19 protein-coding genes are annotated in these 21569 nt (G+C 69.9%); 7 read left to right on the plus strand and 12 right to left on the minus strand.

Translation table 11 applies throughout. The annotated features are described in order from the left end of the window. The 3 genes from GJG85_RS17885 (at position 1) to GJG85_RS17895 (ending at position 3597) form a co-directional block, all read left to right on the plus strand. Entirely contained in the window at positions 1-1242 is a 1242-nt protein-coding gene (locus tag GJG85_RS17885) for a multidrug effflux MFS transporter (protein WP_050010907.1), read from the plus strand. A gap of 125 nt (positions 1243-1367) precedes the next feature. Further along, positions 1368-2042, plus strand: coding sequence for a response regulator (locus GJG85_RS17890; RefSeq protein ID WP_089489305.1), 675 nt, complete (start codon positions 1368-1370; stop codon positions 2040-2042). Between the two features lie 151 nt (positions 2043-2193). Beyond that, positions 2194-3597, plus strand: a complete 1404-nt coding sequence (locus GJG85_RS17895; protein WP_050011087.1) for a sensor histidine kinase — start codon at positions 2194-2196, stop codon at positions 3595-3597. Between the two features lie 77 nt (positions 3598-3674). Here GJG85_RS17895 and GJG85_RS17900 read toward each other — a convergent pair whose 3' ends face one another. The 10 genes from GJG85_RS17900 to GJG85_RS17945 all read right to left on the minus strand — a co-directional run bounded on the left by GJG85_RS17900 (position 3675) and on the right by GJG85_RS17945 (position 13492). After that, complete coding sequence (locus tag GJG85_RS17900) at positions 3675-4643, minus strand: quinone oxidoreductase (protein ID WP_089489306.1); 969 nt, start codon at positions 4641-4643, stop codon at positions 3675-3677. Between the two features lie 48 nt (positions 4644-4691). Further along, positions 4692-5258 (minus strand): TetR/AcrR family transcriptional regulator, encoded by a 567-nt coding sequence (locus tag GJG85_RS17905; RefSeq protein WP_089489307.1) that lies wholly within the window; start codon positions 5256-5258, stop codon positions 4692-4694. Positions 5259-5375: 117 nt separating this feature from the next. Beyond that, positions 5376-6242 (minus strand): MOSC N-terminal beta barrel domain-containing protein, encoded by an 867-nt coding sequence (locus tag GJG85_RS17910; protein WP_050010911.1) that lies wholly within the window; start codon positions 6240-6242, stop codon positions 5376-5378. Between the two features lie 94 nt (positions 6243-6336). Continuing rightward, the gene (locus tag GJG85_RS17915) at positions 6337-7290 is read right to left on the minus strand and encodes an ABC transporter substrate-binding protein (protein ID WP_089489308.1); all 954 of its coding nucleotides are present in this window, start codon (positions 7288-7290) and stop codon (positions 6337-6339) included. Positions 7291-7323: 33 nt separating this feature from the next. After that, a complete protein-coding gene (locus GJG85_RS17920; protein WP_050010913.1) occupies positions 7324-8508 on the minus strand; it encodes a cytochrome c in 1185 nt (394 codons plus the stop codon). A 50-nt stretch (positions 8509-8558) separates the two neighbouring features. Further along, the gene (locus tag GJG85_RS17925) at positions 8559-9380 is read right to left on the minus strand and encodes an ABC transporter ATP-binding protein (protein ID WP_050010914.1); all 822 of its coding nucleotides are present in this window, start codon (positions 9378-9380) and stop codon (positions 8559-8561) included. Next, positions 9374-10471, minus strand: a complete 1098-nt coding sequence (locus GJG85_RS17930; protein WP_050010915.1) for an ABC transporter permease subunit — start codon at positions 10469-10471, stop codon at positions 9374-9376. The genes GJG85_RS17925 and GJG85_RS17930 overlap by 7 nt, the downstream gene beginning before the upstream one ends. Positions 10472-10475: 4 nt before the next feature. Beyond that, positions 10476-11510 (minus strand): ABC transporter substrate-binding protein, encoded by a 1035-nt coding sequence (locus GJG85_RS17935; protein WP_027782912.1) that lies wholly within the window; start codon positions 11508-11510, stop codon positions 10476-10478. A gap of 33 nt (positions 11511-11543) precedes the next feature. Further along, positions 11544-12383 carry a class II aldolase/adducin family protein gene (locus GJG85_RS17940; protein WP_126366506.1) on the minus strand — a complete coding sequence of 280 codons (840 nt, stop codon included), beginning with the start codon at positions 12381-12383 and terminating at the stop codon, positions 11544-11546. A 23-nt stretch (positions 12384-12406) separates the two neighbouring features. Then, positions 12407-13492, minus strand: coding sequence for an LLM class flavin-dependent oxidoreductase (locus GJG85_RS17945; RefSeq protein WP_204384239.1), 1086 nt, complete (start codon positions 13490-13492; stop codon positions 12407-12409). Between the two features lie 241 nt (positions 13493-13733). Between GJG85_RS17945 and GJG85_RS17950 the strand changes: the two genes are divergently transcribed. Next, positions 13734-15092: an acyl-CoA dehydrogenase family protein gene (locus GJG85_RS17950; protein WP_204384240.1), complete on the plus strand. Its 1359-nt coding sequence runs from the start codon at positions 13734-13736 to the stop codon at positions 15090-15092. A gap of 79 nt (positions 15093-15171) precedes the next feature. Here GJG85_RS17950 and GJG85_RS17955 read toward each other — a convergent pair whose 3' ends face one another. Then, positions 15172-16146 carry a LysR family transcriptional regulator gene (locus tag GJG85_RS17955; RefSeq protein WP_179233168.1) on the minus strand — a complete coding sequence of 325 codons (975 nt, stop codon included), beginning with the start codon at positions 16144-16146 and terminating at the stop codon, positions 15172-15174. 17 nt (positions 16147-16163) lie between these two features. Here GJG85_RS17955 and GJG85_RS17960 point away from each other — a divergent pair, with 17 nt between their 5' ends. Further along, complete coding sequence (locus GJG85_RS17960) at positions 16164-16730, plus strand: cysteine dioxygenase (RefSeq protein ID WP_006482085.1); 567 nt, start codon at positions 16164-16166, stop codon at positions 16728-16730. A 105-nt stretch (positions 16731-16835) separates the two neighbouring features. Then, positions 16836-18461 (plus strand): rhodanese-related sulfurtransferase, encoded by a 1626-nt coding sequence (locus GJG85_RS17965; protein ID WP_124638086.1) that lies wholly within the window; start codon positions 16836-16838, stop codon positions 18459-18461. Positions 18462-18531: 70 nt separating this feature from the next. On the opposite strand, the gene GJG85_RS17970 is transcribed toward GJG85_RS17965, so the two are convergent. Next, complete coding sequence (locus GJG85_RS17970; protein ID WP_050010922.1) at positions 18532-19677, minus strand: glycerophosphodiester phosphodiesterase; 1146 nt, start codon at positions 19675-19677, stop codon at positions 18532-18534. Between the two features lie 369 nt (positions 19678-20046). On the opposite strand from GJG85_RS17970, the gene GJG85_RS17975 reads away from it, so the two are divergent. After that, positions 20047-21111 (plus strand): phytoene/squalene synthase family protein, encoded by a 1065-nt coding sequence (locus tag GJG85_RS17975; RefSeq protein ID WP_124630290.1) that lies wholly within the window; start codon positions 20047-20049, stop codon positions 21109-21111. Positions 21112-21569: the final 458 nt, after the last annotated feature.

Consider the following 21569-nt stretch of genomic DNA (forward strand, 5'->3'; position numbering starts at 1 on the left):
ATGAAGACGCGCTCATTACCCCGATGGGGCTGGCTGTTCCTGCTGATGCTCGTGGTGTGCCTGCCGCGCGTCACGATCGATGCGTACCTGCCGTCGCTGCCCGCGATGGCGGACGCGCTGCACGGCACCGACGCGCAGTTGCAGCTCACGCTGACCCTGTACATGGTCGGCTATGCGCTGTCGATGCTGGTGTCGGGGCCGCTGTCCGACCGCTACGGCCGACGTCCGGTGCTGCTCGGCGGCCTGGGCGTGTACGTCGTCGCAAGCGTCGCATGCGCAGGGTCGACGAGCATCCCTGCGCTGATCGCCGCGCGCATGTTCCAGGCGCTGGGCGGCTGCACCGGGACCGTGATCGGCCGCGTGATCGTGCGCGAACGTTTTCCGGCCGCGACGCAGGCCACGATGCTCGGCCATATTTCGGCCGGCATGGCGCTGTCGCCGGTGGTCGCGCCGCTGGCCGGCAGCGCGATCGCCGAGTGGCTCGGCTGGCGCGGCGTGTTCGGCTGGCTGGCGGCGGGCGGGCTGGTCGCGGCCGCGATGGTGCTGCGCTACCTGCCCGAGACGCGCGAATGCGACGCGCGGCCGCCAGCCGGCGCCAGCGCGGGGTTGCTGCGAACCTACGCCGGCCTGCTGCGCGAGCGGCGCTTCCTGCGCTATTCGCTCGCGATCAGCTTTGCTTACTGCACGTACTACCCGTTCATCGCGGAATCGTCGACGCTGTTCCAGCGGCACATCGGCGTGTCCGGGCCGGTCTATGCGGCGATCTTCGGCGTGACCGTACTCGGCTATCTGGTCGGTTCGAATATGTTCGCGCGGATCAGCGCGCGCTGGTCAGCCGATTCGGTCATCGCGGCGGCGGCGGCCGTCAATCTCGTCGGCGCCGCCGTGCTGGGGATCGGCGGCGCGATCGCCCCGACTTCGGTGACGGCCCTCGTCGCACCGATGTTCGTCGTGATGATCGCGGTCGGGATCGCGATTCCGGCCTGCCAGTTCGCGGTGATGCAGCCGTATACGAAGATCGCCGGTACGGCGTCGGGGCTGTTCTTCTTTATCCAGATGGCGATCACGGCCGCGTGCGGTGGCGTGCTGGCGTGGCTGTCGGACGGCACCGCGCGCCCGATGATCGCCATCACGGCCGGCGCGAGTATCGCGTTCGTCGCGGTGGTGGCCGGTTTTCGCGAGCGGCGTGTGACCGGCGATGCGCGCATCGCGGCGCGCAACCGTCCGGCTGCCGAGCGCTGAGCGGCAGCCGCCGGCGCCGCCCGCGGCCGCTTCGCAACACCCGCGCAACCCGTGTTTGCGCGAGGCGTGGAGACGGAAAGGATCATGTAATGTAGCGGGCTGTCGCTGACCTTACCGGAATCCCCATGCGCGTGCTGCTCGTCGAAGACAACCCGAACCTGGCCCAGTCGCTGAACGACGCGCTGAGCGCCGCGCGCTTCGCGGTCGATCACATGGCCGACGGCGAGGCGGCGGACCACGTGCTGCGCACGCAGGATTACGCGCTGGTGATCCTCGATCTCGGGCTGCCGAAGCTCGACGGGCTGGAGGTGCTGCGGCGGCTGCGCGCGCGCCGCAATCCGGTGCCGGTGCTGATCCTCACCGCGCACGGGTCGGTCGAGGACCGCGTGAAAGGGCTCGATCTCGGCGCCGACGACTATCTCGCGAAGCCGTTCGAATTGACCGAACTGGAGGCGCGCGCCCGCGCGCTGATCCGGCGCAGCCTCGGTCACGAGCACTCGCGCGTCGAATGCGGGCCGCTTTCGTACGACAGTATCGACCGCGGCTTCCATCTCGCGGGCGAGCCGCTGTCGCTCACGCCGCGCGAGCGCTCGGTGCTCGAGGTGCTGATCCTGCGCAACGGCCGCGCGATCAACAAGGACACGCTGTCGGAGAAGATCTTCGGGCTCGACGAATCGGTCAACGCGGACGCGATCGAGATCTACGTGTATCGCCTGCGCAAGAAGCTGGAGAACTCGGGCGTCGCGATCGTCACGCTGCGCGGGCTGGGCTACTTGCTCGAAGCGAAGGCGGACGAGTGATCCGCCTTCACGCTCACCGTCATTCACTGGCCCCCGAGGAGGCGCATGCCGTCGCCGGCCGGCTTCGCAACGACGACCTCCGGCCCGGGCGCAGGGTAATGCTCCGCGAATGCCCCGCCATGCCCGTCGGGACGGCCCGGCGAGCCGCATGATGACCCGCCCGAACCTGCGCGCGCAGGTCGCGCTGTGGCTGCTGTTGCCGCTGCTCGGCCTGCTCGCGCTCGACTCGTGGCTCACGTACCAGCGCGCGATGAGCGCCGCGCACGTCGCGTTCGACCGCACGCTGTCGTCGTCGCTGAAGTCGATCCGCGAAGGCGTGCGGCTCAACGCCGGCGAGATCGAGGTCGACTTGCCGTATCTCGCGCTCGAAATGCTCGAATCGAGCGACGGCGGCAAGATCTACTACCTGATCCGCGAGGACAACGGCCGCACGGTCACCGGCTATCCCGATCTACCGCTGCCGCATGGCCGCGACGCGGGCGATGGCGCGCTGTTCGTCACGCGCTACTACGACGTCGTGTATCGCGGCGAGCAATTGCGGATGGCCGCGTTGCGTATTCCCGTGCACGACGTGCCGACCGCGCAGTCGCGCATCGTGTGGGTGATGGTCGGCGAGACGATCGAGGCGCGTCAGGCGCTCGCGCGCGAGATCCTGATCGGGTCGCTGCTGCAGGAAGGGCTGCTCGTCGTGCTGGCGCTCGGAATCGTGTGGCTCGGCGTCGGGCGCGGGCTGCGGCCGCTGAACCGGCTGTCGGCGACGGTCGCCGCGCGCAGCGAGGACGATACGACGCCGCTCGACACGGGCGCGATGCCGAGCGAACTCGCGCCGCTCGTCGATTCGATCAACCAGTACATCGGTCGCACGCAACGGATGCAGGTGGCGCGGCGCCGCTTCTTCGCCGATGCGGCCCATCAGTTGAAGACGCCGCTCGCGGCCGTGCAGGCGGGCGTCGAACTCGCGTTGCGGCCCGACGAGCAGCCGCGCGCGAACGTGCACCTGCGGCGCGCGAACGGCGCGGTGCGGCAGGCCGCGAAGATCGTCCAGCAACTGCTGTCGCTGTCGCGGCTCGATTCGGACAGCGGTCATGCGGTCGCGCACAAGCCGGTCGCGCTGCATCGGCTCGCGCGCAGCGTGACGCTGGACTGGTCGCCCGTCGCACGCGCGCGCGACATCGATCTCGGGTTCGAGCACGAGGCCGACGTCGACGTGCTCGGGCAGTCCGACCTGCTCGGCGAGATGATCGGCAACCTGATCGACAACGCGATCCGTTATGTGGGCGACCATGCGGTGATCACGGTGCGCGTGTCGCGCGACGGGGCGGACGCGCGGCTCGACGTGATCGACAACGGGCCGGGCATTCCGGCCGACGAACGCGACGCGGTGTTCGAACGCTTCCATCGCGGCAGCAAGACGCAGACGGTCGAAGGCACGGGGCTCGGCTTGTCGATCGTGCGCGAGATCGCGCGCGTGCATCAGGGCAGCGTGACGCTGGCCGATGCGCACGGCGGCGGGTTGGTGGTCACGGTGCGGCTGCCGGCGGCGAGCCATCGTTAGAGAGGGTTTCGACACGCGTCGCAGCCGTTGCAGCCGAGTGGCGGGGCGCGCGGCCTGCCGACCGGACGCCCCGGCGCTCACGGCTTCAGCAGCAGCTTGCCGATGGACTTGCGGCTTTCCATGTCGGCATGCGCGTGCGCCGCGTCCGCCAGCGGGTATTCGCCGCCGATCCGGACCTTGAGCCGGCCTTCCGCGATCCAGTCGAACAGCCGCGCCGAGTGCGCGCGGAGCAGTTCGGGCGTGTAGATATGATCGAAGAAGGTCGTATAGCCGATCTTGATGCTCCTCGGCAGGCTCATGAGGTCGATCGGCCCCGGCCCGCCGAGCACCGGACCGTACCAGCAGAAGGTTCCCGAGCGGCGCAGCACGTCGAGCGACCCCTGAAAGGTCTTCGGCCCGGAGCCGTCGTAGACGACGTGCACGCCTTCGCCGTTGGTCAGGCGCAGCGCCTTCGCGGCGAACCGCCCGCTGGTATCGACGATCAGATGATCCGCGCCCGCTTCCCTGGCCGCGGCGACCTTGTCTTCGGACGAGACGCGCCCGATTACCCGGCCGCCGCGCAGCTTGATGATCTGCGTCAACAGCAGGCCCAGCCCGCCGGCCGCCGCGTGGACGAAAGCGACGTCGCCCGGCTGTACGGGATAGAAGTCGGTCGCGAAATGGCTGGCGGTGAGACCCTGCATCATCACGGCGGCGGCCGTGCGATCGTCGATCGTATCCGGAACCGCCACCAGCGACGTGGCGGGGATCGCAATCTGCTCCGCATAGCTGCCGGGCGCGTAGGCCCACGCGACGCGCTGGCCGGGTGCGATGCCGTCGACGCCGTCGCCGACCGCCAGCACCCGGCCCGCGCCTTCGACGCCAAGAATCTTCGGGTTCGGCCATCCCGTCCACGCCATGCCCTGTCGCACGCCAATGTCCATGAAGTTGACGCCTGCGAAGGCGATCTCGACCAGCGCCTCGCCCGTACGTGCGACCGGGGCGGGCCGCTCGACCTGCTCCAGCATGTCGCGACCGCCGGTGCCGTTCATCACAATGGCTTTCATGATTTACCTTGTTATTGAATGATCATTCATTAATTTGCCAAAAAAAATCTACCGTAGCGCCCGCAGCGTCATGTCGGCCAACGCGCTCAGGCTTGCGTGGTCGGCGCCGCCGCGACCGGCCGCGCGGATGCCGGTGATGTTCGCGATCAGGAACCGGGCGGTCGCTTCGGGGACGAGGCCGGCGGCCACGTCGCCTTCGCGCTGCGCATCGCGGACTCGGGCCGCGATCGCGGCGATCAGGCTATGGGCCAGCACCGCATGGATCTCCGCGAGCTCGGGGCGGGACACGCCGAATTCGTAGACCGAAATCGTACCAAGACAAGGTTGGGCGGCCGTTTCGACCACGCGACGGAGCAATGCGTCGATCCCGTCGATCGCGCGTGCGCCGCTGCGCAGCGCGTCGAAGTGCGCAGCGCATTCGCCCATCCCGTAGCGGCGCACGGCCGACAGGTAAAGCTGCCATTTGTCGCCGAAGGCCGCATAGAGGCTCTGCCGCCCGATGCCCATCGCGCTGACGAGCATCTGGGCCGAGCTGCCCTCGAAGCCATGCTCGCTGAAAACGGCGATCGCGCCGTCAAGCGCTGCATCCGTGTCGAATTCCCTTGGTCTTGCCATGAGCGAACTATATCAATTCAGGAACAATCGTTCAATAAAATTGTGGGTGGAGAGCCGAGCCTTGATCTGCCGGCGCATGTGCACGCCTGTCCGGCAGTCGTCGTGGCGGATCGTCGCTCAGTCGCCGAACCCGATCTCCGCTTCGACCGGCTGCCCGACTTCGAGCCACGCGCCCGCGCCTTCGACGACGATCGCATTGATGCCGAACGTCAGCGCGCCGTCGTAATTCGGGTTCGCGCGATAGGTCTGCATCGTGTCGGTTGGCTCGTGCGGCCATGCGGGATCGGGCGTGCCGGTGGCCTGGTCGATCGTCGGCACCGGGCAGCGCGTGCACAGCTTCACGAGCCGCAGCCGCACCGGCGTGTCGCCGTCGGTGTCGAGGTGCTCGACGAAATCCTCTTCGTACGCGTCGAGATCCGACACGACGATGTTCGGACGGAAGCGGTTCATCGGGATCGCCGGCGCGCCTTTCGCGGCGAGCCGCGCATTCAGGTCGTCGAGCGACGACTGACCGATCACGAGCAGCGGATAGGCGTCCGAGAATTGCGTATGCGTATCGATGTCGCCGGTCCATTGGCGGTTGCAGCCGCGGCGCGCGTCGGGGCCGAAGCGCGCGAGCTTCGTCGGCGTGCCGAGGAATTCGGTGAGCCACGCGGCCGTGTCGGCGCCCGTGTCGATCGCGTCGACGGTGTCGCGCCACACGGTCGCGGCCATCTTCGGCGTGGCGGGCGTCGCGTCGCCATCCAGCGGCGTGCGGATTGCCGGCATGCCCGGCGCGTTCAGCACGAGCGCGTCGCTGTCGAGCGTCGGGCGGATCAGCGCGAGGCGCGGGTGCGTACGCTGCGTCAGCATCTGCCCGTGCGGATCGGTGATCAGCCAGTGGCGGTCGTACGCGAGGCCCGTTTCGAGCAGTTGCGCACGCGGCAGCGCGATGCCGGCGCAGGATTTGATCGGGTAGACGAAGAGTTCGGCGATGGCTGGCATGACGTGGCGCTGGCTGAAGGCGGGATGATCGAAACGCGATTGTGCCAGATCATGCCCGCGCCGTTCGGGCGGTCGCGCGCCGCCACGCGGCCCGTCACGCGAGCGGGAAGCCGGTGTCGAAGGTCGTGCGCACGTCGAGCGGCTGGCGCAACAGCCCGGCTTTCAGATAGAAGTCGGCCGTGCGCTGCTGTTCGGCGATCACCGCTGCGTCGATCGGCTGCCAGCGCGTGCCGCGGCGCTCGAACTGCAGCTTCGCGGCGGCGGGCGGAATGCCGATGATGCGCGCGAGCGCGGCCGAATACGCGTCGACGTGCCGGTACGACCACGCCTGCGCGCGCACGACGCGCCGCAGGAAATCGTGCAGCACGTCGCGCTTCGATGCGATCGCCGCGTCGGTCGCCGCAAGATAGCTGAGGCCCGACCACAGCCCGCGGCCGTTGACCAGCACGCGTGCGCGGCCGCTCGTTTCGGCGAGCGCGGTATAGGGCTCCCAGGTCGCCCACGCGTCGATCGAGCCGGTGGCGAGCGCCAGCATCGTGTCGGCCGGCGGCAGGAAGCGGAACGACACGGCATCGGGCGGCAGGCCGGCCGCGTCGAGCGCCTTCAGCGTGACGAAATGGCCGATCGAGCCGCGCGTGGTGCCGATGCGCTTGCCTTTCAGGTCGGCCGCGCCTTTCAGCGCCGCGTCGGGTTGCACGAGCACGGCCGTGCCGTATGGATCGGAACGGTTCGCGCCGATCACCTTGATGCGGGCGCCCGACGCGAGCGCGAAGATCACCGGCGCGTCGCCGATCGGCCCGCAGTCGACGGCGGCCGCGTTCAGCGCTTCCGCGAGCGGCGCGGCGGCCGGGAATTCGGTCCATGCGATGTCGTATGCGAGGCCGTTCAGTTCGCCGGCCGCTTCGAGCAGCGCGCGCAGCCCGCCTTTCTGGTCGCCGGCGCGCAGCAGCGGGCGGGCGCCGGATTGCGCGCGCAGGGCGGCCGGCGCGGCGACGATCGTGGCAAGGGCGCTCGCCTGCGCGAGGAAGTGGCGTCGGGTCGGATTCATCGTGAAGTTCTGTCGAAGGAAGGATTCGTGGGTTCAATGCGGGAGCCCGGCCTGTACGTCGCGCACGGGTTCCTGATCGACGCGCAGCAGCAGCGCGGTCAGTGCGTCGCCGCTTGTCACGCGCGCGGCGGCCGGCCGGACCGCCGCGTCCGAGCGGCACAGCAGGTCGGCATCCGACCAGCCGGCGCTGCCCGGCAACGCGCGCGCCCGCAGCCAGCCGCGCCGATCCGCCAGCAGTTGCGTGCCGCCGAGCGCGTCGGGCGCAACGCCGGCAATCGTCGCGAATGCGCGCCACGCATCGGCCGTCGTCGCGACGCAGTTCGCGCGCGCGCCGGCTGACGTTGGCACGGGCGCGCCGCGTTCGGTGACGAGCAAGGTCTGCCAGCGCGCGTCTTCCGGCGGTGGCGTCGCACCCGGCGCGAGCGCGACGACGCGCACGCGCTGACCTTCGCGCCAGTGCTGGAGCGCCTGAGGCGCGGCGTCGCCGCAGCGCACGTCGAGTGCCGGCAGCGGGACCGGCACCGGCCACGCGCCTTCCGCCTGCGCGCCGCTACCGGCGGACAACGCTTTCAGGTAGTCGAGCACGGCCCACGTGTCCTGCGGGCCGAGCGTCGCCGCGAAGCCGGGCATCGTCGCTGCGCCGTGCTCGTCCTGCGTGCCGTGGCGCACGCGCCAGAACAGTTCGCCGTCGAGGCGACGCGCGAGCAGCGTGCCGGCGAAGGTCGGCGGCCAGTGCGCGAGCGTGGCCGCGAGCGGCCCTTCGCCGCGTCCGTCCGCGCCGTGGCAGGCCGCGCAATGTTGCGTATACAGGTGCGCGCCGCGCATCACGTTCGATACGGAAAACGGCGCGGGATCGCGCTGGAAGCTCGTCGGCACGGCAGGCGCGAGCCACAGCGAAGCGGGCGGCCACGGCGCGAACCACGCGACGGCGAGCGCGGCGATGGCCGACGCGACACGCCACTTGCGCGAAGCCAGTGCGAGGCAGGCGAGCACGACGGCCAGCGCCGTCACGCCACAGGCGAACGCGAGTTGCCGCGTGAGTCCCGCGTCGATGTGCAGCGTTTCGAGCGCGATGCGGCGTGCCCACGGCCACGCGGCCTGGCCGTCGGCGTCGCCGGTCAGGCCGAGCGCGTGCAGCACACGCGCCAACGCGATCTGCGCGCGATACAGCAGTTGCAGGAACGCGATGGCCCAGTCGGCGAATGGCGGCGCGTTCATCGCGCGCGTCTCCGGCGTACCGCAGTCAAACGTCGAACGGCATCCGGCATCTACCAGCTCGCATCGAGCCCGAGATGCCGCAGCGCGTCGTGGCGCAATGCGGCGAGGCGCGGGTCGCCGCGATGGCGCGGGTAGGGCAGGTCGACGCGCAGTTCGGCGACGATCCGTGCCGGGCGCGGCCCGAACACGATCACGTGCTGCGCGAGGAACAGCGCCTCTTCCACGTCGTGCGTGACGAGCAGCGCCGAGAAACCGTCGCGTTGCCACAGCGCGGTCAACTCGGCCTGCATCGTGAGCCGCGTCAGCGAATCGAGCTTGCCGAGCGGTTCGTCGAGGATCAGCAAGCGCGGATCGTTGACGAGCGCGCGGGCGAGTGCGACGCGCTGCGCCATCCCGCCGGACAACTGATGCGGAAACACGTTCGCGAACGCCTGCAGCCCGACGCGCGCGAGCGCATCGTCGACGCGATGCTGCGCGGTGCGCGCGACGCCGCGCGCTTCGAGGCCGAGCGCGACGTTCGCGCGCACGCGCCGCCACGGGTACAGCGTCGGGTCCTGGAACACGACGATGCGCGACGGATCGGGGCGTTCGATCGGCGTGCCGTCCTGCGCGATCGTTCCTTGCCGCGCGGCGTCGAGCCCCGCGACGAGCCGCAGCAGCGTCGATTTCCCGCAACCGCTCGGGCCGAGCAGCGCGACGAATTCGCCGGCCGCGACCGACAGCGACACGTCGTCGAGCACCGGCAGCGCGCCGCCGGGGCCGTCGAACGCATGGCTCACGCGGCGGATGTCGATGCGTGCGCCGCGCGGCGACGTGACGGCGGGCGCCGCGACCGTGGCAGCGGACGATTCGAGTACGGCGGCGCTTACCATTTGACGGTTCCTTTCTGCCACGCGAGCACACGGTCGCGCACCGCGAACAGCAGCGCGATCAACCCGGAAAACAGCAGCGCCATCACGAGCAGCGCCGCATACATGTTCACGTACGACGCCCAGCCCTGCGCCCAGCTCAGATACCAGCCGAGCCCCGACTTGACGCCCATCATCTCGGCGACGACCAGCACCGTGAACGACGCGCTCAGCCCCATGAAGATGCCGACGAACACGTGCGGCAGCGCGGCCGGAATCGCGACGCGCAGCACGAGGAAGCGCGCGTTCGCGCCGAGCGTGCGCGCGACGTCGTAGTACTGCTTGTTCACGCTCGCGACGCCCGACCACGTCAGCACGGCGACCGGAAACCCGGTGGCGAGCGCGATCAGGAACGCCGCGGCTGAATAGCTCGACGGGAAGAAGTAGAACGTGAGCGGCAGCAGCGCGGTGGCCGGCACGGGGCCGAGCACGCGCAGCACCGGATGCACCCAGTAGCCGATCCGGCGCGACCAGCCGATCGACACGCCGACCGCGAAGCCCACCGTGACGCCGTACGCGAACCCGAGCGCGAGCAGCTTCAGCGTGTTGCCGGCGCTGCCGGCGAGGCGCGGCCAGTCGTCGACGTAGACCTCGATCAGCGCCTGCGGCGGCGCGAAGAACGGCGTCGGCAGCCAGCCGGTTTTGGCGGTGACGATTTCCCACGCGGCGAGCACGAGCGGCAGCGCGACGAGCCACGGGCCGGCCGGTCGCACCCGTGCGAGCCGCGTGCGGGTCGCCGCGACGAGATGGCCGAGCGTCGCGGCGACGAGCAGCAGCGCGGCGATCGTCCACGCGGCCGTGCCGAACGTATCGGTGTACGCCCAGTCGCTGAAGCCGACGATCCGGTTCGGCCACAGCTGCGTGAGCGCGCCGAGCGCGGCCCACGCGAGCGCGGCGGCGATCCCGGTCGGCCAGGTGCGCGCGCGCCGGGCTTCTGCGGCCAGCGTGGCTTCGCAAGTCGTGCAGGCTGCGCGCGCGGAAACCGTAGCGTTGGCAGCGGCGCCGGCCGGGGCCGATGCGGCGCGTGCGGCGGAAGCGTGTTCGATCGTCGACATCGCGTTACCCCAGTACGTTCGCATAGACCTGCTGCGCGAAGCGCTGCGGGTCCGTGCTCTTCTTCAGCACGCTGATGCGCCGGAAATCGTCCGCATAGAACGCGATTTCCTGCTGCAGGTCGACGTTGGTCGGGTGATGCGTGTAGGTGAGCGTCGCGTACAGCTTGCGCAGATCCTCGGGGCTGATCTTCGGCGAATACTTCGCGAACACCTTCGCTGCTTCGTTCGGGTTGTCGTGCGTGTATTCGGTGGCCTGCACGATCGAGCGCGCGAGCGCGGCGGCCGACGGCCGGTCGTTGCGCACGAGGTCGCCGCGTGCGCCGATCACGCAGCACACCTTGCGCGCGTATTCGCCGGACAGGTTGGTCGCGAGTTCGGTATACGCGCCGTTGCTGCGCTTTTCGAGCAGGTAGAGATTCGGGTCGCCGTCGGCGATCGCGTGGATTTCGCCCTTGTCGACCGCGACGCCGAGCAGGTCGGCCGGATACTGTCGCCACGTGATGTCGCGCTCGGGATCGATGCCGTTCTTCGCGAGCAGGATCGAGAAGAAGTGCTTGCCGGGCGCGGCCAGATCGCTGACGCCGACCGTCTTGCCCTTCAGCGCCTGCAGCGTCGTGACGCCTGCGGCCTTCGCGCCGAGCAGCCGCACGCAGCCGCCGTGCGAGCTGCCGATGATCTTCACGTCGAAGCCGGCTTCGAGCGGCTTCAGCCAGCGGTGGATCATCCCGACCGCCGCATCGGCCTTGCCGGTCGCGATCGATTCGAGCAGCTGGTCGGTCGAGCCGCTGTAGTTGATCAGTTCGACCTTCAGCCCGTTTTTCTCGAAGAAGCCGCGCTCCTGCGCGACGACGATCGGCGTCAGGCAGAACGCGTTCTGGTTCCACGCGAACGTGAGTTTCTTCAGCGGCGGCGCGGACCAGGCCTTGCGGCCGAGCGTGATCGCCGGCACGGCGAGCGCGGCGGCGCCGGCCGCGCGCAGCAGGCGGCGGCGTTGGTCGTCGTGCGCGTCGGCAGGCGTGGGCGCGGTGGTGTGGGTCATGTTGTCTGGTCTCCGGTGTGGCGGAAAGGCGGCTCAGTCGAGCAGGTCGGGTTCGTCGGCGACGACGCGCGCGAACAGGCTGTCGAACGCATGCAGCGCGCCGTCGGGGCCGCCGATCTGGCCGTGCGTATGGCGCGCGGTCGCATGATCGATCGGTTGCGGCGTGCCGGCCGCTTCGGCCAGCAACTGCGTGTGCGCGACGTTGTCGAGCGCGATGTACCACCACGCGGCGGCCTCGACCGTCGGGCCGGCCGTCAGGATCCCGTGGTTCTTCAGGATCACGCCCTTGTGCGTGGTGCCGTCCGGCTTCGCGAGCGCATCGGCGATCCGCGCGCCTTCGCTGGTGTCGACGACCATCCCCGTGAAGTCGTCGAACAGCGCGTGATCCTCGTAGAACACGCACGCGTCCTGCGTGAGCGGATCGAGCGGGCGGCCGAGCGTCGACCAGGCCTTGCCGTAGGTCGAATGCGTGTGCGCGGCGGCGACGACGTGCGGATGGGCTTCGTGGATCGCCGCGTGGATCGCGAACGCGGCCTTGTTCAGCGGCCGCGTGCCGATCGCGGTTTCGCCGCGCGCGTTGACGAGCAGCAGGTCGGACACCTTGATCTGCGAGAAATGCACGCCGAGCGGGTTCACCCAGAAATGGTCGGGCAGCTCCGGATCGCGTGCGGTAATGTGGCCGGCGAGGCCCGCCGCGAAGCCGAAGCGCGCGAACAGGCGGAACGCGGCCGCGAGCCGCTCCTGCCGGTGGCGGCGCTCGGCGGCGACGTCGACGCGCGGCGCGGGCGGATCGAACCAGAAGTGCTGGCGCGGCGTATCGGCGAGCACGAGGCCCGATGCGGTACGGTGGGGCGAGGACAGGACGGCGGACATGGTCGCGTAGGGCTCCGTTGGTCTCAGGCAGCGCGGCGCGCCGCGTCGCGTGCGGCGACGGCGCTGCGCACGCGCGGAATCAGTTCGCGGCCGTAGTCGATCGCGTCTTCCAGCGGATCGAAGCCGCGGATCAGGAACGTCGTCACGCCGAGGTCGTAGTAGTCGAGCAGTGCGTCGGCGACCTGTTCGGGCGTGCCGACGAGCGCCGTCGAATTCGAGCGCGCGCCGGTGAGCTTCGCGATCTCGGTCCACAGCCGCTTGTCGACGCGCGAGCCGCGCTCGGCCGCGGCGAGCAGGCGACGCGCGCCTTCGCTCTGCTGCGGGCCGCCGGCGCCGAGTCCGGCCGCTTCGCGCAGCCGGCGCGTTTCGTCGAGGATGCGGTGCGCACGCGCCCACGCTTCGTCCTCGGTCGCCGCGAGGATCGGGCGGAACGACACGGAGAAGCGCACCTGGCGGCCGTGTTTCGCGGCTTCGGCGCGGACGCGCGTCGTCAGGTCGCGCACCTGGTCGAGCGATTCGCCCCACAGCGCGTAGACGTCCGCGTGCTTGCCGGCCACCGCGAGCGCGGCTTCCGACGCGCCGCCGAAGTAGATTGGCACATGCGGCTGCTGGACCGGCTTCACTTCCGAGAAACCCTGCTTGAACCGGTAATGCGTACCGTCGTGATCGAACGGCTGCGCTTCGGTCAAGATGCGCCGCAGGATGCCGAGGTATTCGTCGGTGCGCGCATAGCGTGCGTCGTGATCGAGGAAATCGCCGTCGCGCTGCTGTTCGCTGTCCGAGCCGCCGGAGATGAAGTGCACGGCGAGCCGGCCGCGGCTGAACTGGTCGAGCGTCGCGATCTGCCGCGCGGCGAGCGTCGGCGCGGTGAAGCCCGGCCGATGCGCGAGCATGAAATGGATGCGCTCGGTCGCGGCCGCCGCGAACGCGATCGTCAGCGTCGCCGACGGGCCGGTCGAGTGATGCGGCACGAGAATCCGGTCGAAGCCGGCCGTTTCGTGGGCGCGGGCAAAGTCGCGCACATAGTCGGGATCGACCACGGGGCCGGACGCCGGGTGGATTTCCGACTGCTTCTGGCTCTGGATCATGCCGATGAATTCGACGCTCATCTGGGGTCTCCGGTACAGGGACGTCCCGGCGCACGGCCGGGCAGGAATGGAGCGCAGGTTAACGCCGGGATCATGCGGAATGGAAATAATCAATCCCGATTTGAATATCAGATTTGCATGGTTTGGGGCCGTATGCGTTGCGCATACGCTATGGGCTCGCGAATGATCGGGCGCGCGTTGACGCTGTATTTGCCGCCGCGCTTTCGCCGCCGTGTTCGACCTACCCAGGGAATCCGTTTCGATGTCCGCCAGCCTTGCCGCTTCCTCGCCGCCACCGCAACCTTCGCTGCGCCTTCTGCCTGCTGACGCTGCTGACCTCGTCGCCGCTGCAGACGCCGACGAGGCGAGCGACGCGCGCGTCGCCGCGCTGCTCGAGCGCCTCGCCCCCGAGCTCGCCGCCGATGCGGCCCGCAACGACGTCGACGGCCGCTTTCCGCACGAGAACTTCGCACGGCTGCATCGTGCCGGGCTGATCGCGCAGGTCGTGCCGCGCGAGCATGGCGGCGCCGGTGCGACGCTGGCGCGGGCGAGCCGGATCGTCGCTGCCGTCGCGCGGGCCGACCCGGCGACCGCGCTGGTGTTGACGATGACGTATCTGCAGCATCGCGCGCTCGGCCGCGCCGACAACCGCTGGCCGGCGCAGGTGCGACGCGCGGTGTTCGACAGCGCGGTCGCGCACGGCGCGCTGATCAACGCGCTGCGCGTCGAGCCCGCGCTCGGTTCGCCGTCGCGCGGCGGGCTGCCGGACACTATCGCACGCCGCGATGGCGACGGCTGGCGGCTGTCGGGCCACAAGCTCTACAGCACCGGCATCCCGGCGCTGCGCTGGCTGGCCGTGTGGGCGCGTACCGACGAGCCGACGCCGCGCGTCGGCGTGTTTCTCGTGCCGCGCGACCCGGAGACCGACGGCGACCGCATCCGCGTGATCGAAAGCTGGAATCACGTCGGCCTGCGCGCGTCGGGCAGCCACGAGGTCGTGTTCGACGACGTGCCGCTGCCGGCCGATCACGCAGTCGACGTGCGCGCGCCGGACGCATGGGCCGTGTCGGCTGCCGCGCACGCGGATGCCGACGCGCAGGCCGATCAGCAGGCGTGGATGGTCGCGCTGCTCGGCAGCCTGTACGACGCGGTGGCGCGCGCGTCACGCGACTGGCTGGTCGAGTTCGCGACGACGCGTGCGCCGAGCGGGCTCGGCGCGCCGCTCGCGACGCTGCCGCGCGTGCAGGAAGCGGTCGGTGAAATCGAGGGCTGGCTGCATACGAATCGCGTGTTGCTCGACGAACACATCGCGCGCACCGACGCAGGCAACGCGCCGTCGCTGACGACCAGCGGCCTCGTCAAGCGCACCGTGACCGAGCACGCGATCCGGACGGTCGAGCAGGCGTTGAAGCTGTCCGGCAATCACGGGTTGAGCCGCGCGAATCCGCTCGAACGCCATTATCGCGACGTGCTGTGCAGCCGCGTGCATACGCCGCAGGACGACGCGATCGCGGTGGCGGCGGGGCGGGCGGTGCTCGATGCGACGACGCGCGGGCGGACGAACGCGGCGGCGGACGCAACGTCACGCAACGGGATCGAAACCGGTCGACGCGATGCGTGAGCCGGGCCGGGTTGCCTTGCCCGGAAATGGCGAGGCGGGAGGCAGGCGCTGTGCGGTGGCCGCAGCCACCGCCACCACGTTAGGCGGCCTTGTCGTGCGATCGCTCGGGCAGCGCGAATGCCGTGCGCGCATGCGCGGCGACGGCCGCCAGCGGCGCGTCGAGGCGCGCCGCATCGTGCCGGCGCAGCAGCCACAGGTCGATCTGCGGCTTGAAATCGGCGAGCGGCACGATGTCGAGCGCATCGCGCAGCGGGCTGCCTTCGACGAGCGGCAGCGGCATCAGCCCGAGGCCGAAGCCGTTCGCGACGCTCTGCAGTTGCAGGTCGCGGCCGTACGCATCGAGCGTGACCGGCATCGGCAGGCCCTGCGCGTCGAGCGCGCGCCGCAGGCCCGCACGAAAGCCGCAGCCGTCCGGATTGAGCACCCAGCCGCGCGCGTGGCAATCGGCAAGCCGGTAGCTGCGTCGCGGCCAGTCGCCCTTGCGGCCGACCGCGACGAGCCGCGTGGCCAGCAACCGTTCACCCTCGACCTGCGCCGGCAGCACCATTTCGCGGGCGAGGAAGACCAGCGCCGCATCGAGTTCGCGGCGGGCGACGCGTTCGACGAGCAGGCCGCCCCATGCGGTCGTGACCTGGGTCGCGAGCGCGGGCCACTGCGCGGCGAGCTCCGCGATGAGCGCCGGCAGCATCAGCTCGCCGAGCCCTTGCGTGAGCCCGATCCGGAATTCGCCGGCCGGGGGCTGCTCGCCGGCCGTCAGTTCGCGCAGCGCGTCGACCTCGCGCAGGATCGCGCGACACTGCTCGAACACCTGCCGGCCGATGTCGGTCGGGCGCGGCGGCTTCGTGTTGCGGTCGAGCAGCGTCACGCCGAGCGCTTCCTCGAGATTCTGGACGCGCCGCGTGATCGCGGGCTGCGTCATCCCGAGCTCGGCCGCGGCCTGGCTCAGGGTCTGGCAGCGGACGACCGCTGCAAAAGCGTCGATATCGCTAATTTTCATGTTTGTTCTGCATGGTCTTTCGGGTGCATCATGACGATCCATCATATTCCGCATCATATTCGAGGAGCCGGCCGATGAGTACGCTTTCGTTGCAGCAGACGCCGCTGCGTCCGTTCGTCGAGGGGCTGGATGCGCTGCTCGCGTCCGGCGCGAACGAGGCGCGCATTCTCGACGAGGGCGGCGCGCTGCTTGCCGCGCTCGTCGAACACGACGACTGGTTGCCCGACGCGTTCGCGCAGCCCGATCCCGAGCGTTACCGGCAGTACCTGCTGCATCTCGACCCGGACGAGCGCTTCTCGGTCGTCAGCTTCGTGTGGGGGCCCGGCCAGGCCACGCCGATCCACGACCACACGGTGTGGGGGTTGATCGGGATGCTGCGCGGCGGCGAGTTCTCGCAGCCGTACCGGTTCGACGCGGCCGGCAAGCCGGTGCCCGCGGGCGACGCCGTGCGGCTGCAGCCGGGCGAGGTCGAGGCCGTGTCGCCGCGCATCGGCGACGTGCACCGCGTGACCAACGCGTTCGCCGACCAGGTATCGATCAGCATCCACGTGTACGGCGCGAACATCGGCAAGGTCGAGCGCGCGGTGTACCTGGACGACGGTACCGTGAAGCCGTTCGTGTCCGGCTATTCGAATGCCTGACGCGAACGCGCGACGCCCGGCCCGTTGCGGGTGCGCGCGGGCAGGGCCACGCTTGATTTGTTCCGCTTTCTTCACCGACTTCAACGCATTCAACATAGAGACATCGTGACGCAATCCGCCGATTCCACTTCCCGTTTTCCCGCCGCGTCGTACGAGGACGTACGCGCACGCCTGCTGGCCCGCGACGAGATCGCGCTGATCGACGTACGCGAGGAAGATCCGTATGCACAGGGCCATCCGCTGTGGGCCGCCAACTTTCCGTTGTCGAAGCTCGAACTCGACGCGTGGACGCGGATTCCGCGCCGTGACACGCCGGTCGTCGTGTTCGGCGAAGCGGGTGGCGAGGATCTCGCGCCGCGCGCGGCCGCGACGCTCGCGCGGCTCGGCTACACCGACGTGCGGCTGCTCGACGGCGGCCTCGCGGGCTGGGTCGCGGCGGGCGGCGAGCTCTTCATCGACGTGAACGTGCCGAGCAAGTCGTTCGGCGAATGGGTCGAGGCGGAGCGCCATACGCCGTCGCTGTCCGCGCAGGAGGTGCAGGCGCTGATCGATGCGAAAGCCGATGTCGTGATCGTCGACGCGCGCCGCTTCGACGAGTACCAGACGATGAACATCCCGACGTCGACCAGCGTGCCGGGCGCGGAGCTCGTGCTGCGCGTGCGCGCGCTCGCGCCGGATCCGCGGACGCAGGTGATCGTCAACTGCGCGGGCCGCACGCGCAGCATCATCGGCACGCAATCGCTCGTCAACGCGGGACTGCCGAACCCGGTCGCCGCGCTGCGCAACGGCACGATCGGCTGGACGCTGGCCGGCCAGACGCTCGAGCGCGGCGCGGCGCGCCGCTTTCCGGACGAGATCGACGCGACGCAGCGCGCCGACGCGCGTCGGGCCGCCCGCGCGGTGGCCGAGCGCGCGGGCGTGCCGCGCATCGCGCTGGCCGACGTCGCGGCACTCGACGAGCCGGGCCGCACGCTGTACCGCTTCGACGTGCGTACGCCCGAGGAATACGAAGCCGGCCACCTGCCGGGCTTCCTGAGCACGCCGGGCGGCCAACTCGTGCAGGAGACCGACCATCACGCGGCCGTGCGCGGCGCGCGGATCGTGCTGGCCGACGACGACGGCGTGCGCGCGGACATGACCGCATCGTGGCTCGCGCAGATGGGCTGGGACGTGCGCGTCGTCGAACCGGCCGGTGCCGCGGCATTCGCCGAGCGCGGCCAGCCGCCGCGCGACGTGCCGGCGACGCCGCCCGCAGCCGACGTGTCGCCCGCGACGCTCGCCGGCTGGCTGAAGGAAGCCGCGCCGGGCGAGCTCGCGATCGTCGACGTGACGGCCAGCGCGAACTACGTGAAGCGTCATATCCCGGGCGCATGGTTTGCCGTGCGTGCGCAGTTGCGCGACGCGCTGGCGGCGATTCCGCCCGCGAAGCGCTACGTGTTCACGTGCGGATCGAGCCTGCTCGCGCGGTTCGCGGCGGACGACGCGCGCGCGCTGCTGCCGGCCTCGGCCGAGATCCGGGTGCTGACCGGCGGCACGGCCGCGTGGATCGACGCCGGGCTGCCGCTGGAGAGCGGCGAGACGCATCTCGCGTCGCCGCGCGTCGACCGCTACCGGCGCCCGTACGAAGGCACCGACAATGCGGCCGCCGCGATGCAGGCATATCTCGACTGGGAGTACGGACTGGTCGACCAGTTGAAGCGGGACGGCACGCACCACTTCAACGTGATCTGACCGACGCGGGGCAACCGGGCGCGGCACGTCGTGCGCGGCGCCCGGTCGCGATGCGGGTCGGCGCCGGGTATCAGCGCTTGAACGTATCGACGGCCGTGCGACCGACGGCCGGATCGTCGGTGAAGAAGCCGTCGATGCCCGCGCGCAGGTATGCCTGGATCTCGCGCACCGAGCCGGCCGTATTGCGCGTGGCCGGCGTGCCGCCATCCTTCAGCGATGCGGGCAGGAAGTTGTTCTCCGGGCGGAACGTGTACGGATGCACGACGAGGCCGGCCTCGTGTGCATGGCGCACGTACGGCGTCGGCTGCTGCAGCGTGCCGTCCGCGGCGACCGCGATGATCGACGTCTTGTACGGCCCGACGCCGTTCGCATAGGTCGCGATCTCGCGCATCCCGTCGCGCGTCGACAGGTCGCCGTAGGTGCGCGTGTCGTTCGCCTTCACGAAGTCGTACGGGCGCTGGCCCGCTTCGTCCATCAGCTGCACGAGCTTCCAGTTCGGCTGGCTCGACTTGATCCGGTTGCGGATCGTCTTCAGGTTCGCGACCTCGAACGACTGGATGTAGACGGTCGCCGTGCGCGACGTGTACGCATCCTTCAGCAGCGCGTCGACGAGGCGATCCTCGAGCGGCAGGCCGATCGACTGGAAGTAGGTCGGATGCTTGGTTTCCGGATACAGGTGGATCGTGCGGCCGGTCTGCGCGGACATCTGTTTCGCGAGCGCGACGATCTCGTCGAACGTCGGAATCTCGAACTGGTCGTTGTACGCGGTGTTGGCCGGGCGCACCTGCGGGATGCGCTCGCGCGCCCGCAGCGTCTTCAGCTCGGCGAGCGTGAAATCCTCGGTGAACCAGCCGGTCAACTGCGTGCCGTCGATCGTCTTGGTCGCCTTGCGGCTCGCGAACTGCGGCAGCGTCGACACGTTCGTCGTGCCCGAGATCTCGTTCTCGTGGCGCGCGACGAGTACGCCGTCGCGGGTCGACACGAGGTCGGGCTCGATCACGTCGGCGCCGTCCTCGATCGCCTTGCGGTACGACGCGAGCGTGTGTTCGGGGCGCAGCGCGCTTGCGCCGCGATGGCCGACCACCTGGACCTTCGCGGAAATCGGCTGCGTGGGATCGCGCGTCAGATCGTCGTCGCCGCCGCACGCGGCGAGCAGGAACGCGGCGGCACAGGCGAACGGGACGTAGCGCAGGGAGGTCGGGCGCTTGAGGGGCATGTCGATGAACCTTCGAAACGGAGTCGGGAAAGGGCGCTCGCGCCGGCGGCCGGGCAGGGCGCCGGGCTGCGGAGTCGAACGGTGCGCGATCGTCGCATCGAATCATTACATATGTATTACTTCGACCTTTCCGTTTCGTTTTGGGGCGGCGGTGCGCACGGTAGCGCGCGCGACGGCAGGCGGGCGCGCACCGCATTCCGGCCGTCACAGCGAACCCGCGCGCCGGATGCACTAAACTTGCGGGAATTTTGCATCGCCGCACCGGGGCCGACGCCCGCCTGGCGCGACGATGCGGCGACTCGCGGGCCGGCGCGGGCGCCCGGCGCCCGTGTGCGTCCGGGGCCCGCGCCGGCCGATTTTTCCCGACCCATGACGACCCATACCGATCCTGCCTATCTGCTCGGCGAGCTGCTGAAGAACGTTTCCCGCTCCTTCTACCTGACGCTGCGCGTGCTGCCCGACGGCATGCGCGACCCGGTCGGCCTGGCGTATTTGCTGGCGCGCGCGGCCGACACGATCGCCGACACGGCCCTTGTCGCGCCCGACCGGCGCGCCGCGCTGCTGACCGACCTGCGCGACGACGTCGAGCGGCTTGGCGACGGCGCGGCGCTGTCGCGTTCGCTCGACGACGTGACGCGGATGCAGACCGATTCGCACGAACACCTGCTGCTCGGCTCGATGGAGCCGATGCTCGCGCTGCTGCGCGCGCAGCCGGAGGCCGATCGCGCGTCGATCCGCAAGGTCGTCGCGACGCTGACGGCGGGGATGGAATTCGACCTGCGCACGTTTCCGGACGAGCAGTCGGGGCAGGTCGCCTCGCTGCCGACGCGCGACATGCTCGACCGCTACACGTATCTCGTCGCCGGCTGCGTCGGCGAATTCTGGACCGACATGACGGGGATGCACACGCGCGCCGCGCGCGACTGGGATCTGGCGGACATGCGCGAGAAGGGCATCCGTTTCGGCAAGGCGCTGCAGATGACCAACATCCTGCGCGACTGCGCGAAGGATCTGCGCATCGGCCGCTGCTACCTGCCCGACGACGTGCTGCGCGCGCACGGGCTCGCGGTGGCCGACCTGATGCGGCCCGAGGATTCGGCACGCGCGCGCGGCGTGCTGGTCGACCTGCTGCGCGCCGCGCTCGACCAGTATCGCGACGCCTGCCTGTATACACTCGCGATCCCGCGCCGTTTCGTGCGGCTGCGGCTCGCGTGCCTGTGGCCGATCATGATCGGGCTCGAAACGCTCGAGCTGCTGGCCGGCCACGCGGCGTGGCTCGATCCGGCGAAGCCGGCCAAGGTGCCGAGAAAACGTATCTACCGGATCATGGCGGCGTCGCTCGCGCTGGTCGGTTCGAACACGGCGATTCGCGCGCGCCTGACCGCGCTCGCCGATGCGGTGTCCGCGCGGCTCGCTTCTGCGCCACGGCATTGAAGATCGCCGGCATCGCCTCCCGGTCCGCGTTCGCCGGACCGTACCCGTCCGGTTCCCGGCACGCGGACTAAAAACGTTTTCATGATTTCGTGTCTCGAAATGTGGGTGTCACGAATGTCGGCGATCCTGCGCGGCGGCGTGAATCGCGGCGTCAGCTTCGAACGCGCATTGGTAAGACGTTTTGTCGCCGAAGGCGTCTGACGACATCAGGCGGTCGCGTTGCACCCGTAAAAATGTAAAGCTAGGGTTTTCACCGGCAAATGCCGGAAACACCCGCTGCACAAGCGTTTCGGGCTGTCTTGTAACCGTTTGGTGAACCGCTGCGTTGCGTCGATCATACGATGACCGACCGCACATGTTGGGAAACAATCGGTAATCCGTCAGAATCGCGTCGGCATGTACTCGCACATGTGTCGGTCATAAAACCACACCAGAAAAGAAACATTCTTTGAGGACGG

It is taken from the genome of Burkholderia sp. MS389 (assembly GCF_016899425.1).
In the GTDB taxonomy this organism is placed as follows: domain Bacteria; phylum Pseudomonadota; class Gammaproteobacteria; order Burkholderiales; family Burkholderiaceae; genus Burkholderia; species Burkholderia sola.